Source organism: Vibrio coralliirubri, assembly GCF_024347375.1.
Classification (GTDB): Bacteria; Pseudomonadota; Gammaproteobacteria; order Enterobacterales; family Vibrionaceae; genus Vibrio; species Vibrio coralliirubri.
Map to the genome: position 1 here is coordinate 1515728 of NZ_AP025470.1, position 16007 is coordinate 1531734.

11 protein-coding genes are annotated in these 16007 nt (G+C 43.9%); 6 read left to right on the forward strand and 5 right to left on the reverse strand.

Annotated elements, in window-relative coordinates; all coding sequences use genetic code 11:
- Nucleotides 1-161: 161 nt before the first annotated feature.
- From phnE (OCV20_RS06975) to phnD, 4 genes are all read right to left on the reverse strand, one after another.
- The gene (phnE, locus tag OCV20_RS06975) at nt 162-992 is read right to left on the reverse strand and encodes a phosphonate ABC transporter, permease protein PhnE (protein WP_086774906.1); all 831 of its coding nucleotides are present in this window, start codon (nt 990-992) and stop codon (nt 162-164) included.
- Between the two features lie 10 nt (nt 993-1002).
- Nucleotides 1003-1857, reverse strand: coding sequence for a phosphonate ABC transporter, permease protein PhnE (phnE, locus tag OCV20_RS06980; protein ID WP_048616505.1), 855 nt, complete (start codon nt 1855-1857; stop codon nt 1003-1005).
- A complete protein-coding gene (phnC, locus tag OCV20_RS06985) occupies nt 1854-2672 on the reverse strand; it encodes a phosphonate ABC transporter ATP-binding protein (RefSeq protein ID WP_086774905.1) in 819 nt (272 codons plus the stop codon). Before phnC ends, phnE (OCV20_RS06980) begins: the two co-directional genes overlap by 4 nt.
- A 143-nt stretch (nt 2673-2815) precedes the next feature.
- Nucleotides 2816-3772, reverse strand: a complete 957-nt coding sequence (gene phnD, locus OCV20_RS06990; protein ID WP_086774904.1) for a phosphate/phosphite/phosphonate ABC transporter substrate-binding protein — start codon at nt 3770-3772, stop codon at nt 2816-2818.
- A 266-nt stretch (nt 3773-4038) separates the two neighbouring features.
- On the opposite strand from phnD, the gene OCV20_RS06995 reads away from it, so the two are divergent.
- The 3 genes from OCV20_RS06995 to OCV20_RS07005 all read left to right on the forward strand — a co-directional run bounded on the left by OCV20_RS06995 (nt 4039) and on the right by OCV20_RS07005 (nt 9566).
- Nucleotides 4039-4758 (forward strand): FadR/GntR family transcriptional regulator, encoded by a 720-nt coding sequence (locus OCV20_RS06995; protein WP_048613948.1) that lies wholly within the window; start codon nt 4039-4041, stop codon nt 4756-4758.
- A gap of 729 nt (nt 4759-5487) precedes the next feature.
- The gene (locus OCV20_RS07000) at nt 5488-7266 is read left to right on the forward strand and encodes a sodium:solute symporter family transporter (RefSeq protein ID WP_086774903.1); all 1779 of its coding nucleotides are present in this window, start codon (nt 5488-5490) and stop codon (nt 7264-7266) included.
- A 221-nt stretch (nt 7267-7487) separates the two neighbouring features.
- A complete protein-coding gene (locus tag OCV20_RS07005; protein ID WP_086774902.1) occupies nt 7488-9566 on the forward strand; it encodes a DUF4962 domain-containing protein in 2079 nt (692 codons plus the stop codon).
- 132 nt (nt 9567-9698) lie between these two features.
- Here OCV20_RS07005 and OCV20_RS07010 read toward each other — a convergent pair whose 3' ends face one another.
- Nucleotides 9699-9821 (reverse strand): hypothetical protein, encoded by a 123-nt coding sequence (locus OCV20_RS07010; protein WP_261881432.1) that lies wholly within the window; start codon nt 9819-9821, stop codon nt 9699-9701.
- 389 nt (nt 9822-10210) lie between these two features.
- Here OCV20_RS07010 and OCV20_RS07015 point away from each other — a divergent pair, with 389 nt between their 5' ends.
- The 3 genes from OCV20_RS07015 (at nt 10211) to OCV20_RS07025 (ending at nt 15976) form a co-directional block, all read left to right on the forward strand.
- On the forward strand, nt 10211-11092 hold the full coding sequence (locus OCV20_RS07015; RefSeq protein WP_048607064.1) for an NAD(P)-dependent oxidoreductase: 882 nt from the start codon (nt 10211-10213) through the stop codon (nt 11090-11092).
- A gap of 1024 nt (nt 11093-12116) precedes the next feature.
- The gene (locus OCV20_RS07020; protein ID WP_086774901.1) at nt 12117-13988 is read left to right on the forward strand and encodes a methyl-accepting chemotaxis protein; all 1872 of its coding nucleotides are present in this window, start codon (nt 12117-12119) and stop codon (nt 13986-13988) included.
- A 236-nt stretch (nt 13989-14224) separates the two neighbouring features.
- Complete coding sequence (locus OCV20_RS07025; RefSeq protein WP_086774900.1) at nt 14225-15976, forward strand: polysaccharide lyase family 7 protein; 1752 nt, start codon at nt 14225-14227, stop codon at nt 15974-15976.
- The last annotated feature ends 31 nt before the right edge of the window (nt 15977-16007 follow it).

Consider the following 16007-nt stretch of genomic DNA (forward strand, 5'->3'; position numbering starts at 1 on the left):
TGTGTCTACTTTTTAGGGGCCATATCATATCGGCTTCTCATGTAGGCTAGCTACACATCGAAGCCTCTGTCTTGTATAAATACCCAGCAACTCGCTGCAAAAATCAGCTCGAAAGGTCAACACGCCCTAAATAACCGTCTATTTGACGTTGTTTTTAGTATTTAGATAAGGGCTTTTCTTGCTTTGGCAGCCAACCATTCAGAGAAGATGACCGTCACTAGAATCGCACAGAAAATCACAGTCACTTGAGGCCATGCCAGCATCGCCATCGATTCTTGTAATTTCAAGCCGATACCGCCAGCGCCGACCAAGCCTAAAACCGTAGACTCACGAATATTGATATCCCAGCGGAACAAGCTCGTGCCGATGAAACTTGGCATCACTTGCGGAAGAATGCCGTAGTTCAATACCTGCAGCGGAGAAGCTCCGGTCGATTGGATTGCAGACATCTGTGTTGCATTCACTTCTTCAATCGCTTCATACATTAACTTCGCTACAAAACCAATCGAACGTAGCGCTATCGCAATGATACCGGCCAACAAGCCTGGGCCGATGATTGCTACCAACAATAAAGCCCAAATTAGCGAGTTAATTGAACGACTTGCCGCGATGATGAACAGCGCGATAGGTCTGATAAACGTCATGCTTGGCGTTGTATTACGTGCAGCTAAGAACGCAACTGGAAACGCGAGTACGATCCCTAACAGTGTGCCAAGTGTCGCGATGTTAATGGTGTCCCACAACGGACTCCAAAGAGACTCTAAGTAGCTCCATCTTGGTGGCCACATACGTGAAGATATATCAGCAAATTGATTCGGTGAGTCAGTCACAAAGTACCAAATCGTATCTTTGTTCATGACTTGCCATGCGAATACTGTCAAAGCAACAAAGCAAAGCCAGCCTAGCCAAAGCATGAGGCTCTGTTTACTGTCGTAGCGATGCCATTGGGTACGATTGATGGCGCTTGTCGGTGTTTCATTTAGCGTGCTCATTGGTCGTTCCTTACTGCACATGCTTACGGATTATGGTTGATAGGTACTCACACAACATCACAATCACGATAATAATCAATAGAATAGCGGCTGCTGCGCTGTATTCGTAACGGTCCATTGCTGTGTTTAACGTTGCGCCGATACCACCTGCGCCAACAATGCCAATCACAGCAGACTCACGGAAGTTGATGTCGAGTCGGTACATCGAAAGTCCGATGAAGCGCGGCATCACCTGTGCTTGAATTGCGTAATTCACCTGTTGTAACCAACTCGCGCCCGTTGCACGCATTGCGGTCAGTGGTGCTGGGTCAATGGCTTCAATTTCATCGGCAAACAGTTTTGCGAGAAAGCCGATGGTCGCGAAGGTGAGCGTGACAAAGCCCGCAAACGTACCAAAGCCAAATAGAGCGACACACAGAATCGCAACGATGATCTCTTGTAAGCTACGAGCAACCGAAATAAACGCACGACAGAACAGGTAAACAGGCGTAGGGGCAAGGTTTTTCGCTGCGCCTAATCCGAATGGGATTGAAAGAAGGACACCCGCCACAGTAGATGTGAGGGTCATGGTTAAACTCTCAATCAAACCTTGTGAGATGTTGTTCCAACGGCCACCAAAATCTGGGTTCATGAAAGCCAAAATGAACTGCCAGCCGCGTTCGCTGCCTTCGTAAATTCGAGCCCAGTTGACGTGTACCGATTGAGTCGCAAGGTACAAGTAAACCGCGACCATGATGATTAAGCTCCAGCGCAGCCACGGGCTAGAAATCAGTGGCGGCTTTGTCCACTGTGTCGGGTATTGTTTGGAATTCTGTTTTCCTGACTTTAAATGCTGCTGAACTTGATTTGGATATGGTTGAGTCATATTGTTGCCTCGGACAGGCGAGGGCTTGTGATGATGAGGTCATCGGCCTCTTCTTCTGCTTGTTGGCTCCAGTCTTCTTCACCGTAGATCTGCGTTAAAACATCTTCAGTGAGCAGGTTTGGTTTGTCATCAAACACGACGCAACCTGCATTCAAGCCGACAACACGGTCAACAAACTGCTTTGCTAATTGAACATCGTGAATATTGATGATGGCAGGGAGCTGTTGCTCTGAACAAATCTCACTGATCAGTCGCATGATTTGGCGCGCAGTACGTGGATCAAGTGCGGCCGTTGGTTCATCAATCAACAGTAATCTCGGTTTCTGCGCAAGTGCGCGTGCAATACCAACACGTTGACGCTGACCACCCGACAGAGCATCGGCCCTTTTATTAGCGTGTTCTAACAATCCAACACGGTCGAGTAGGGCATAAGCGGCTTGGATATCCGATTCCGGGAAACGACGAGTAAAGCTTTGCCAGAAATTCACGTAACCCAAACGCCCTGAAAGTACGTTTTCCATCACCGTTAAACGCTCAATCAGCGCGTACTCTTGGAAAATCATCCCGATTTCACGGCGTGATTGTCTCAATTGTCGCTTAGACAGCGTTTCTAGATTGGTATTGGAAAAGATCACTTCGCCGCTGGTGGGTTCGGTGAGCCGATTAATACAACGGATAAGCGTTGATTTACCCGCACCAGATGGACCAATTAAACCAACCACTTCACCGGCATTGACCGACAAGCTAACGTTGGTAAGGGCTTTATCAGAACTGGAGTAGTGCTTGGTAAGCCCTTTAAGGGTAAGAGTAGACATAGAATTCCTATAAGAGCGGTGTACTAAGAGTTCGCCTGAGACAGGCATGGAAAGTAAACCGGAAAGAGTGGTGAATAACTGCAGGCGATGACACCTGCAGTTAGTTTTATCAGTGTGTGATTGGCTTTTTAGTTCGGTTGAACTTAGCTACACGTGTAAGAGACTTTGTTTGCCGTATCGATAGTGCGGATCACTTCCCAGTGCTCTTTGTAAGTAATAGGAACGAACTGCGCTTCGCCGTTACGTTCAAATTCTTCTTGAAGTTTTGTGCCTTCCCAATCGAAAGTGAAGAACGCTTTTTGAATCTTCTCTTGCAGCTCTGGCGTCAGGTTGTGCGCTGTGCCGTAAGCGGTAGTCGGGAAGGTTTGAGATTTGTAGATGCTCTTGATTTGGTCTTCTTTCAGAACATCGCGTGAAAGCATGCGGTTCAATACTGAGTTAGCAACTGCTGCAGCATCGTAATCTTTGTGCGCCACACCCAAAATAGAGTTGTCGTGTGCGCCAGAGAATGCTGGTTTGAAATCTCGGTCAGGTTGAAGTTGGTATTCAGCGTCCAAAATCGCAGAAGGTGCTTTGAAGCCAGAGTTAGACGTTTGTGATGTGAACGCTAGGTTCTTATCTTTTAGGTCTTCCACTTTCTCAATGCCAGAACCAGGGTAAGTGATGATTTCCATTTCATAACCGAAAGAGCCATCTTCTGCAGCCATCATTGTGAATGGGGCAAAGCCTGCACAGTTAACCGCTAGTGGTGTAGAACCTGTGTTGAAACCTGCGATATGTAGGCGACCTGAACGCATTGCTTCAATTTGAGCAGCGTTATTTTGAACAGGGAAGAAACGAACCGTCTTTTCCGTTGTTTTTTCAAGGTGGCTCAAAAACTCGCTCCACACATCAGCGTATACTGCAGGATCTTCAACTGGCGTATAAGCAAAAATTAGCGTGTTTGGGTCAACCCATTGTGATTCATCTTGAGGAACATCAGCAACCAAGTTGCCAGAGCGATCTTCGTATCGTGTATCCATTGCTAATGCAGAACCAGAAAAAATCAGCGCAGCAGTAATAGCGCTCTTAAGCGTGAGATTTGTTTTTGTCGGTTTCATTATTTCAGTCCAATTGAGTGATGTCTTGGGAAGGGAGTATAGAAATCGAGGATGACAGAACCGATGCGTTTTGATGACGGATTTATGAATGGTGTAACATAATGTTTCTAGCTGTGCGGAATTGGATGCTTTGTAAGTGTTTGATTCATTGAGTAAATTAATAGAGAGCGACTCGTTGCTAATTTACTCAATTGGCGCTAGGTTGAAATCCTGTTATAGTGATCCTTAAATAATACATAAACATAACATATAAAATAAGTGAACTTATGGTTAGCACTTTTAATTCAATCTCGGGCTCGAAGCGCAGCCTGCACGTGCAAGTAGCGCGTGAAATCGCTCGTGGAATCTTGTCTGGTGAACTGCCACAAGGTTCTATTATTCCTGGTGAAATGGCGCTGTGTGAACAGTTTGGTATCAGCCGTACGGCACTTCGTGAAGCTGTTAAACTACTGACTTCTAAAGGTCTGTTAGAGTCCCGCCCGAAAATCGGTACTCGTGTAGTAGATCGCGCATACTGGAACTTTCTTGATCCTCAACTGATTGAATGGATGGATGGTCTAACCGACATAGACCAATTCTGTTCTCAGTTTTTAGGCCTTCGCCGTGCGATTGAACCTGAAGCGTGTGCATTAGCTGCAAAATTTGCGACTGCTGAGCAACGTATCGAGCTTTCAGAGATCTTCCAGAAGATGGTTGAAGTGGATGACGCAGAAGTGTTTGACCAAGAACGTTGGACAGACATCGATACTCGTTTCCATAGCTTGATCTTTAATGCGACAGGTAACGATTTCTACCTGCCATTTGGCAATATTCTGACGACCATGTTCGTTAACTTCATCGTGCACTCTTCTGAAGAGGGCAGCACATGTATCAATGAACACCGTAGAATCTATGAAGCGATTATGGCTGGCGATAGTGAAAAAGCTCGTACAATGTCAGCCGCTCACTTGCAAGATGCTAACCACCGTTTAGCCACTGCAAGCTAAACACGGTTTTCAACTTCATTTGAACCAGTCAAAAAGGTATGCCAAGTGCATGCCTTTTTTGTTTTTAGAAAGCGTGTTGCACCATGTGTGGCACTGTTTTGGTTCATCCTCGCTTAACTCCTTCTTAAGTCAGTTCCTTCTTGTATACGCCTAGCGGTCGTTCTCTTTACCATCAAAATAAAAATAATATTACGCTCGATATTCGTTTTTAGACACTCGAGCTCCCCCCAAATAATTATGCGTCATCCATGATTTTTCATTTTTGTATATTTTGAATCTACCATCGTTTGAACTGGATATGCCTCTTCTATATTGATCAATTTAAGTAGAATTCTAATGAAATTGTCCACTCTCAATAGATAAAAAACACTGGTTTATTGTGTGATAAATGAGGGTGATTTAGCTCAGATTTGGCTTTTATTATTTTTGAGAATTTTATATTTATATGTGTTTGGTTGTATTTGTTAATAAGTGTGCAAAGTCTCACTTTCTTATAAGTCTTTGATTTTAATAGATGTGATGTTCTTTAGTCTTGGTTTTTTGAGTTTTTACCTCAAACGCCAGTAATTTCCTTAATGGATTGGCCATATTCCATCCTATGTCATATATATAATTAACTTAATCAATCAAAATAAGATCGCCATCACTTATTTGGATTATTGTACTACAAATAAAGTTTGAGATTTCCTATAGTCCTCGTAACAAAATACAACGGACAAAGGATACACGATGGAACTCAACACGATTATTGTCGGCATTTATTTCCTATTCTTGATTGCGATAGGTTGGATGTTTAGAACATTTACAAGTACCACCAGTGACTACTTCCGCGGGGGCGGTAACATGTTGTGGTGGATGGTTGGTGCAACCGCCTTTATGACCCAGTTTAGTGCATGGACATTCACCGGTGCGGCAGGTAAAGCGTATAACGATGGTTTTGCAGTAGCGGTCATCTTCGTAGCCAACGCATTTGGTTACTTCATGAACTTCGCATACTTTGCTCCAAAGTTCCGTCAACTGCGTGTAGTAACGGTAATCGAAGCAATTCGTATGCGTTTCGGTGCGACTAACGAACAAGTGTTCACTTGGTCTTCAATGCCAAACAGTGTTGTTTCTGCCGGTGTATGGTTAAACGCACTAGCAATCATCGCTTCTGGTATCTTCGGTTTCGACATGACAGCAACTATCTGGATTACCGGTTTGGTTGTATTGGCAATGTCTGTAACGGGTGGCTCATGGGCGGTAATCGCATCTGACTTTATGCAGATGGTTATCATCATGGCAGTAACCGTGACATGTGCTGTTGTTGCTGTTGTTCAAGGTGGCGGTGTTGGTGAAATCGTGAATAACTTCCCAGTAGCGGAAGGCGGTTCTTTCCTTTCTGGTAATAACATTAACTACTTAAGCATCTTCAGCATTTGGGCATTCTTCATCTTCGTGAAGCAGTTCTCTATTACTAACAACATGCTTAACTCTTGCCGTTACCTAGCGGCTAAAGACTCAAAGAACGCGAAGAAAGCGGCGCTACTAGCGTGTGTGCTAATGCTTTGTGGTGTATTTATCTGGTTCATGCCTTCTTGGTACATTGCAGGTCAAGGTGTCGACCTAGCAGCAGCTTACCCAGATGCAGGTAAGAAAGCGGGTGACTTTGCCTACCTATACTTCGTACAAGAGTACATGCCAGCAGGTATGGTTGGCCTTCTAGTTGCGGCGATGTTTGCAGCGACAATGTCTTCAATGGATTCTGGTCTAAACCGTAACTCAGGTATCTTTGTTAAGAATTTCTATGAACCAATCGTTCGTAAAGGTGCGGCTAGCGAAAAAGAGCTAGTAACGGTTTCTAAGATTACTTCTGCCGTGTTTGGTATTGCAATCATCCTTATTGCACAGTTCATCAACTCGCTTAAAGGTTTGAGCCTGTTCGATACCATGATGTATGTCGGCGCACTGATTGGCTTCCCAATGACAATTCCTGCATTCCTTGGCTTCTTTATTAAGAAGACACCGGACTGGGCTGGTTGGGGTACGCTAGTAGTTGGTGGTTTTGTTTCTTACTACGTAGGTTTCGTTGTTAACGCTGAAATGGTGTCTTCAATCTTTGGTCTAGAAGAGCTAACAAGCCGTGAATGGTCTGATGTTAAGGTTGCTATCGGTCTGATTGCTCATATTACGCTGACTGGTGGTTTCTTCATCCTATCAACTCTGTTCTACAAGCCATTAACTGAGAAGCGTCAAGCAGACGTTGATAAGTTCTTCGGTAACCTGTCTACTCCATTAGTTGCGGAGTCAGCAGAACAGAAAGTACTGGATAACAAACAGCGTGAAATGCTTGGTAAACTGATTGCGGTAGCGGGTGTCGGTATCATGCTAATGGCTCTACTTACTAACCCAATGTGGGGGCGCCTAGTCTTCATCCTTTGTGGTGTGATTGTTGGTGGTGTTGGTGTGCTATTGGTTAAAGCGGTCGATGACGGCGGCAAGCAAGCGAAAGCAGTAACCGAAAGCTAATACATAGAAAACGATTATAATAGAATGCGACGACTCGAAAGGGCGTCGCATTTTTTTTGCTCTGCGAAACGGAAAAACCGTCAGGTGGAAGATATCTGACCTAAATCACGAAAACTGTACAAAATGGTTCAATCGAACCGAAATAGATTCAATTGTCCTACAATAAGATGTATATTATTGCTTAATTCCTTTCAATCAACTTGAAAAATAAGTGAGTTAGAATGAGCGACCAAAAATCTCTTGATGCAATCAGGAAGATGAAGCTGGAGAATGATACTTCAGCAGGTAATCTTGTAGACCTACTCCCTATCGAAGTACAGAAACGTGACTTCGACCTATCATTCCTAGACAACTTGAGCGAGGCGCGTCCACGTCTTCTTGTTCAAGCAGATCAGTTAGAAGAATTCAAAGCGAAAGTGAAAGCTAATGAAGCTCACTGCATGTTTGATGACTTCTACAACAACTCGACAGTTAAGTTCCTTGAGACCGCTCCTTTCGAAGAGCCTCAAGCGTACCCAGCTGAGACGGTAGGCAAAGCTTCTCTATGGCGTCCTTACTGGCGTCAAATGTACGTTGATTGCCAAATGGCATTGAACGCGACACGTAACCTAGCAATTGCTGGTGTTGTGAAAGAAGACGAAGCGCTAATTGCTAAAGCAAAAGCTTGGACTCTAAAACTGTCTACGTACGATCCAGAAGGCGTGACTTCTCGAGGCTATAACGATGAAGCGGCTTTCCGTGTTATCGCGGCTATGGCTTGGGGTTACGACTGGCTACACGGCTACTTCACAGATGAAGAACGTCAGCAAGTTCAAGACGCTTTGATTGAGCGTCTAGACGAAATCATGCACCACCTGAAAGTGACGGTTGATCTATTGAACAACCCACTGAACAGCCACGGTGTTCGTTCTATCTCTTCTGCTATCATCCCAACGTGTATCGCGCTTTACCACGATCACCCGAAAGCAGGCGAGTACATTGCATACGCGCTAGAATACTACGCAGTACACTACCCACCATGGGGTGGTGTAGATGGCGGTTGGGCTGAAGGTCCGGACTACTGGAACACACAAACTGCATTCCTAGGCGAAGCATTCGACCTATTGAAAGCATACTGTGGCGTAGACATGTTCAACAAAACATTTTATGAAAACACAGGTGATTTCCCGCTTTACTGCATGCCTGTTCACTCTAAGCGCGCGAGCTTCTGTGACCAGTCTTCAATCGGTGATTTCCCGGGTCTAAAACTGGCTTACAACATCAAGCATTACGCAGGTGTTAACCAGAAGCCTGAGTATGTTTGGTACTACAACCAACTGAAAGGCCGTGATACTGAAGCACACACCAAATTCTACAACTTCGGTTGGTGGGACTTCGGCTACGACGATCTTCGCTTTAACTTCCTTTGGGATGCTCCTGAAGAGAAAGCACCATCGAATGATCCACTGTTGAAAGTATTCCCAATCACGGGTTGGGCTGCATTCCACAACAAGATGACTGAACGTGATAACCATATTCACATGGTATTCAAATGTTCTCCGTTTGGCTCAATCAGCCACTCTCACGGTGACCAAAACGCATTCACGTTGCATGCATTCGGTGAAACGCTAGCGTCAATCACTGGCTACTACGGTGGTTTCGGTGTTGATATGCACACGAAATGGCGTCGTCAAACGTTCTCTAAAAACCTTCCACTATTTGGCGGTAAAGGTCAGTATGGCGAGAACAAGAACACAGGCTACGAAAACCACCAAGATCGCTTCTGTATCGAAGCGGGCGGCAACATCTCTGATTTCGACACTGAATCTGATGTGAAGATGGTTGAAGGTGATGCAACAGCGTCTTACAAGTACTTCGTTCCTGAAATTGAATCTTACAAGCGTAAGGTCTGGTTTGTTCAAGGTAAAGTATTCGTAATGCAAGACAAGGCAACGCTTTCTGAAGAGAAAGACATGACTTGGCTAATGCACACAACTTTCGCAAACGAAGTGGCAGACAAGTCTTTCACTATCCGTGGCGAAGTTGCGCACCTAGACGTAAACTTCATCAATGAGTCTGCTGACAACATCACGTCAGTTAAGAATGTTGAAGGTTTTGGCGAAGTTGACCCATACGAGTTCAAAGATCTTGAAATCCACCGTCACGTTGAAGTGGAATTCAAGCCATCGAAAGAGCACAACATCCTGACGCTTCTTGTTCCTAATAAGAACGAAGGCGAGCAAGTTGAAGTGTCTCACAAGCTTGAAGGCAACACGCTAATGCTAAATGTTGACGGTGAAACGGTTTCAATCGAACTGTAATTCGCTGAAGCAACAGAAGCTAGATATTAAAAACTCCGAGTGAAAGCTCGGAGTTTTTTTGTTTGGCTAGTTAGTAAGTTGGATAAGTTGTATTAGTTGGCAAAGTTGGAAACCCGGCAGGTTGAAACGAAACTAATTGGCCCAGAGAGCAATCGCTTCTCGATGCCAAGTCAGTAGCTCAAGGGCTGAACCTGGAAGCTGATACACACAAAGATCGGGCATGTATTTAGCCACTATGCTTAATGAAATGTGCATGAGTCGTTTACGAGACTCGCATGTATCGCTTTGTTAGAAGAATAGGGCGCCACCCCCTTTTTCCTAAAAACTGATATGACTTACTTCTGCGTGAACAGTCTAATCACTGGCTGATTACGGGAATAGTGAACTATACATAGGTAATGGCGGAGCTTGTGCTTACTAATCGTATGACATTTAACGTATGTTATTTCATCAATAGACGGTTTTTAAAGTGGCAAATAGTTCCTGTAAGTACAAAGCGTGACCCATATTTTCTCGTAAAGTGAACCCCCGTCACAACTTACGTCTAACCATTAAATCAATGCCCTAAAACTATTGCGTAACGAGAAAGACGTAGTTATTATAATGAGCATATAATCATACAATACTATATTTGGAGTTTAAACATGACTAAACCTGTAATCGGTTTCATTGGCCTAGGTCTTATGGGCGGCAACATGGTTGAAAACCTGCAAAAGCGCGGCTACCACGTAAACGTAATGGATCTAAGCGCTGAAGCTGTTGCTCGCGTTACAGATCGCGGCAACGCAACTGCATTCACTTCTGCTAAAGAACTAGCTGCTGCAAGTGATATCGTTCAGTTTTGTCTTACAACTTCTGCTGTTGTTGAAAAAATCGTTTACGGCGAAGATGGCGTTCTAGCGGGCATCAAAGAAGGCGCAGTACTAGTAGACTTCGGTACTTCTATCCCTGCTTCTACTAAGCAAATCGGCGCAGCTCTTGCTGAAAAAGGCGCGGGCATGATCGACGCACCTCTAGGTCGTACTCCTGCACACGCTAAAGATGGTCTTCTGAACATCATGGCTGCTGGCGACATGGAAACTTTCAACAAAGTTAAACCTGTTCTTGAAGAGCAAGGCGAAAACGTATTCCACCTAGGCGCTCTAGGTTCTGGTCACGTGACTAAGCTTGTAAACAACTTCATGGGTATGACGACTGTTGCGACTATGTCTCAAGCTTTCGCTGTTGCTCAACGCGCTGGTGTTGATGGCCAACAACTGTTTGACATCATGTCTGCAGGTCCATCTAACTCTCCGTTCATGCAATTCTGTAAGTTCTACGCAGTAGACGGCGAAGAGAAGCTAGGTTTCTCTGTTGCTAACGCAAACAAAGACCTTGGTTACTTCCTTGCTCTTTGTGAAGAGCTAGGTACTGAGTCTCTAATCGCTCAAGGTACTGCAACAAGCCTACAAGCTGCTGTTGATGCAGGCATGGGTAACAACGACGTACCAGTAATCTTCGACTACTTCGCTAAACTAGAGAAGTAATCGACGTACGACCTCGCTAGGGTATTGCCTGTCTTTTTAGGCGGCGATACCTCAGCGAGGTTCGTTTTTATCTGCCATACCCAACCCTTTGTTCCCTCGTTAAAATCTTCTACTTCTACTTCTACTTCTACTCAAAACTCTGTTTGACTATTTTACTGCCTCAATTCCTATTTTTTCTATATCTGTTTGTAAATTCAAAGCCTTCTATCACCAACTCACTCACTTTTCCTCGCAAGCTTAAACCAGCGCACTTACAGGATTGTTGGTGATGGCTTAACACCGCTCGAACATCGGGCCTGAAAAGAAAGTAAAAAAAAGCCCACACAGCTGGTGACTGTATGGGCATGTTCGGACGAGCCGTCTGGAAAAACAAATGATCAATAGCAAGTGAAAAAACGAATAACGAGATCCCCCGACAGTTTCTACGTTAAACGCGTTCAATGACCTTAAAGCGGCTGCTTCAATTATCACTTTGAACTGAACAAAAGCATCCAAAAAGAACTTAAGTTATGATTCAAATACACCATAACTTAAGGCTTATTGTATTACAAATAAATTTTAAGATTGAATGCCTTTAGTGAATGGTTAGTTGGTAGAAGTGTGAGTTGAGACTCACTTTTTTACTCAGCTGGGTGAGAGGAAGAAGAAGAGTTTCCGAAAAAGTGCTATCGGAGAAATGATGAGTTAATTATCTAAAAATCGATCTATTTGAATGCGTTATGCGTCAATGTTTAACTTCGAACTAAATCCAAACTCATAAATGATACCTATGTCACAGGGCGATTTTAGCCAGTTTTAATATATCAAGATCGCTCACAGAATGGTTGGTCAATTAAACATACAATATTAATTAAATTGATGGTTGTGACGATGGTTCGGCATGAACAGGTTTCACTTCCCGTATCTTCGAAAATGCAAAAAATAACCATTTCATTCGGATAAAAATAATAGACATAGGTTGATATGGATGATGAGTTTTATGAATTCAAAATTGTCTCTAGGGTTTAAAGGAAAATTGATTTTAATGGTAGCGATCGTAAGTTCCAGTGCTTTGGCATTTACGAACTGGTTTACGCTTAACTTGGCCACTGAACAGGTAAACCAAACGATTTATAACGAGATTGATCACTCGCTTACGATAGAAATTAATCAAATAGAAAGTACCGTTCAGCGCACCATTGATACCGTTAACTCTGTTGCACAAGAGTTCATGAAATCCCCATACCAAGTGCCGAATGAAGCACTGATGCATTATGCTGCAAAGCTCGGTGGCATTGACAAGATTGTGGTGGGTTTTGACGACGGCCGTTCTTATACTTCTCGCCCTTCAGAGTCTTTTCCTAACGGCGTTGGGATAAAAGAAAAGTACAATCCAACCACTCGACCTTGGTATCAACAAGCTAAATTGAAATCAGGCTTATCTTTTAGTGATCTGTTTTTCACTAAGAGTACTCAAGTGCCTATGATCGGTGTGACCTACTCATACCAAGATCGTGTCATCATGGCCGACATACGTTTTGATGATTTGGAAACTCAGCTTGAACAGCTGGACAGCATCTACGAAGCCAAAGGCATTATCATCGACGAGAAGGGGATGGTGGTCGCTTCGACAATCGAAAACGTACTTCCGCAAAGCAATATATCTTCTGCAGATACTCAAATGAAACTCAACAGTGCCATTGAACAGCCGGATCAATTCATTGAGGGTGTTATTGATGGTAACCAGAGAATCTTGATGGCCAAGAAAGTGGATATTGGCAGCCAAAAAGAGTGGTACATGATCTCCAGTATTGACCCTGAACTCGCGCTCGATCAGTTGAATGGCGTGATGTCGAGTGCGCGTATCCTTATCGTGGCATGTGTACTTGGCTCGGTGATATTGATGATTTTACTTCTGAATCGCTTCTACCGCCCAATCGTGTCACTGAGAAAAATCGTCCACGATCTATCTCAAGGTAACGGAGACCTTACTCAAAGGCTTGCTGAGAAGGGGAATGATGACTTAGGGCATATCGCCAAAGACATCAACTTGTTCATCATTGGCCTGCAAGAGATGGTTAAGGACGTCAAATTTAAGAACTCGGATCTCGATACTAAGGTACTGAGTATTCGTGAAGGTTGTAAAGAAACCAGCGATGTACTGAAAGTTCACACTGATGAAACGGTTCAAGTGGTCTCTGCAATTAACGGCTTGTCTGAAGCATCAAACGAAGTCGAGAAGAGTTCTCAGTCGGCGGCAGAAGCTGCAAGAGAGGCCGCTGTGTTCAGTGATGAGACGAAACAGATTAACACCGTTACGGAAACCTATATCAGTGATCTTGAGAAGCAAGTCTGCACCACTTCTGATGACATTCGCTCAATGGCCAATGAAACGCAGAGCATCCAGTCTATTGTGTCTGTGATTGGCGGAATTGCGGAACAAACTAATTTGTTGGCATTGAATGCGTCAATTGAAGCGGCGAGAGCGGGTGAGCATGGTCGAGGTTTCGCGGTAGTTGCTGATGAAGTCCGTGCGTTAGCCAACCGAACTCAAATCAGTACCTCTGAAATTGATGAAGCGCTGTCTGGCTTGCAGTCTAAATCAGATGGTTTGGTTAAATCGATTGAGTTGACCAAAAGCAACTGTGAAATGACTCGTGCTCAAGTGGTTCAAGCGGTAAATATGTTGGCGAAGCTAACAGAACAGATGGAAACGGTGAGTCGTTTTAACAATGACATTTCGGGTTCGTCTGTTGAGCAAAACGCTTTAATTCAAAGCATCGCTAAGAACATGCATAAGATTGAAAGCTTTGTTGAGGAGCTTAATAAGTTAAGCCAAGATCAGTTGACTGAATCAGCAGAAATCAAAACACTTAACGGTAGCGTTAGTGAGTTGATGAGCAGCTTTAAAGTTTAAATTGTTTTCTAATACGTTATAAAATCAATGTCTTAATTTTGGTTTTTGGTTTGAAAGCCACTCAATAACTATCGAGTTTAGAGTGGCCTTTCTGCGTTGTTCTTGATTCTAACTCTACGCAATATCCGTTCATTTCACTTCATTTGCCGCATCTCACATTCTGATAAATAGATAATTGACATAAAATAGTACAAATATACATTATCACTCTACTCTTATGGATAAGTGAGATAAATGTGAATAAGCCAATCTTCGTCGTAGTACTCGCTTCGCTTACGTATGGCTGCGGTGGAAGCAGTTCCAGTGACTCAAGTGACAGTAGTGATCCTTCTGATAGCAATAACCCAGGAACGTCTTATGGTGTTGTTGCTCCCTATGATATTGCCAAATATCAAAACATCCTTTCCAGCTCAGATCTTCAGGTATCTGATCCTAATGGGGAGGAGGGCAATAAAACCTCTGAAGTCAAAGATGGTAACTTCGATGGTTATGTCAGTGATTATTTTTATGCTGACGAAGAGACGGAGAATCTGATCTTCAAAATGGCGAACTACAAGATGCGCTCTGAAGTTCGTGAGGGAGAAAACTTCGATATCAATGAAGCTGGCGTAAGACGCAGTCTACATGCGGAAATAAGTCTGCCTGATATTGAGCATTCAATGGCGAGTTCCCCCGCTGATCATGATGAAGTGACCGTACTACAGATCCACAACAAAGGCACAGACGAGAGTGGTACGGGTTATATCCCTCATCCGCTATTGCGTGTGGTTTGGGAGCAAGAACGAGATGGCCTCACAGGTCACTACTGGGCAGTCATGAAAAATAATGCCATTGACTGTAGCAGTGCCGCTGACTCTTCAGATTGTTATGCCACTTCATATAATCGCTACGATTTGGGAGAGGCGGATCTCGATAGCTTCACCAAGTTTGATCTTTCTGTTTATGAAAACACCCTTTCGATCAAAGTGAACGATGAAGTTAAAGTCGACGAAGACATCACCTACTGGCAGCACCTACTGAGTTACTTTAAAGCGGGTATCTATAATCAATTTGAAAATGGTGAAGCCACTGCTCACTTTCAGGCACTGCGATACACCACAACACAAGTCAACGGCTCAAACGATTGGGATATTAACGATTGGAAGTTGACGATTCCTGCGAGCAAAGAAACTTGGTATGGAAGTGGCGGTGACAGTGCTGCTGAACTAGAACCTGAGCGCTGTGAATCGAGCAAAGACCTTCTCGCCAACGACAGTGATGTCTACGACAGCGATATTGGGCTTTCTTATTTCAATACCGATGAAGGAAGAATGCACTTTAGAGCAGATATGGGTTATGGCACTAGTACACAAAACTCTAACTATATTCGTTCTGAGTTAAGGGAGTTGTATCAAAGCAGTACTCAACCGGACTGCAGCACCGGCGATGAAGATACAAGTTGGTATTTGAACGACACACGAACCAATAAAACTAACCATCAGCTCACCGCCACCTTGCGAGTTGAAGATTACCCGAACATCAACAATCAAGATCCAAAAGTGGTACTTGGACAAATCCATGGTTGGAAGATCAATCAAGCATTGGTGAAACTATTATGGGAAGGCGAGAGTAAGCCAGTAAGAGTGATACTGAACTCTGATTTTGAGCGCAACAACCAAGACTGTAATCATTGTGACCCGTTCAGTGTCGAGTTAGGTACTTATTCGGCGAGTGAAGAGTGGCGATATACGATTCGTGCCAATCAAAATGGTGTCTACTTGGCGACTCATGATTTAGATGGAACCAACACCGTTTCTCATTTAATCCCTTGGGGACAAGATTACACAGATAAAGATGGGGACACGGTTTCGTTAACATCAGATTGGACATCGACAGACATCGCTTTCTATTTCAAAGCGGGCATCTACCCACAATTTAAGCCTGATAGCGACTATGCGGGTGAAGTGTTTGATGTGAGCTTTAGTTCTCTTAGAGCCGAACATTATTGAGTTAGCTGACGTTTGAGTAACAACAATGACT

Excerpts from the sequence above, each read along its gene's own strand:
- OCV20_RS07005 (WP_086774902.1), top strand. The coding sequence starts at position 7,488 with ATGAGCGACCAAAAATCTCTTGATGCAATCAGGAAGATGAAGCTGGAG.
- OCV20_RS07000 (WP_086774903.1), top strand. The coding sequence starts at position 5,488 with ATGGAACTCAACACGATTATTGTCGGCATTTATTTCCTATTCTTGATT.
- OCV20_RS07010 (WP_261881432.1), bottom strand. The coding sequence starts at position 9,821 with ATGCACATTTCATTAAGCATAGTGGCTAAATACATGCCCGATCTTTGT.
- OCV20_RS07015 (WP_048607064.1), top strand. The coding sequence starts at position 10,211 with ATGACTAAACCTGTAATCGGTTTCATTGGCCTAGGTCTTATGGGCGGC.
- phnE (WP_086774906.1), bottom strand. The coding sequence starts at position 992 with ATGAGCACGCTAAATGAAACACCGACAAGCGCCATCAATCGTACCCAA.
- phnE (WP_048616505.1), bottom strand. The coding sequence starts at position 1,857 with ATGACTCAACCATATCCAAATCAAGTTCAGCAGCATTTAAAGTCAGGA.
- phnC (WP_086774905.1), bottom strand. The coding sequence starts at position 2,672 with ATGTCTACTCTTACCCTTAAAGGGCTTACCAAGCACTACTCCAGTTCT.
- phnD (WP_086774904.1), bottom strand. The coding sequence starts at position 3,772 with ATGAAACCGACAAAAACAAATCTCACGCTTAAGAGCGCTATTACTGCT.
- OCV20_RS06995 (WP_048613948.1), top strand. The coding sequence starts at position 4,039 with ATGGTTAGCACTTTTAATTCAATCTCGGGCTCGAAGCGCAGCCTGCAC.
- OCV20_RS07020 (WP_086774901.1), top strand. The coding sequence starts at position 12,117 with ATGGTAGCGATCGTAAGTTCCAGTGCTTTGGCATTTACGAACTGGTTT.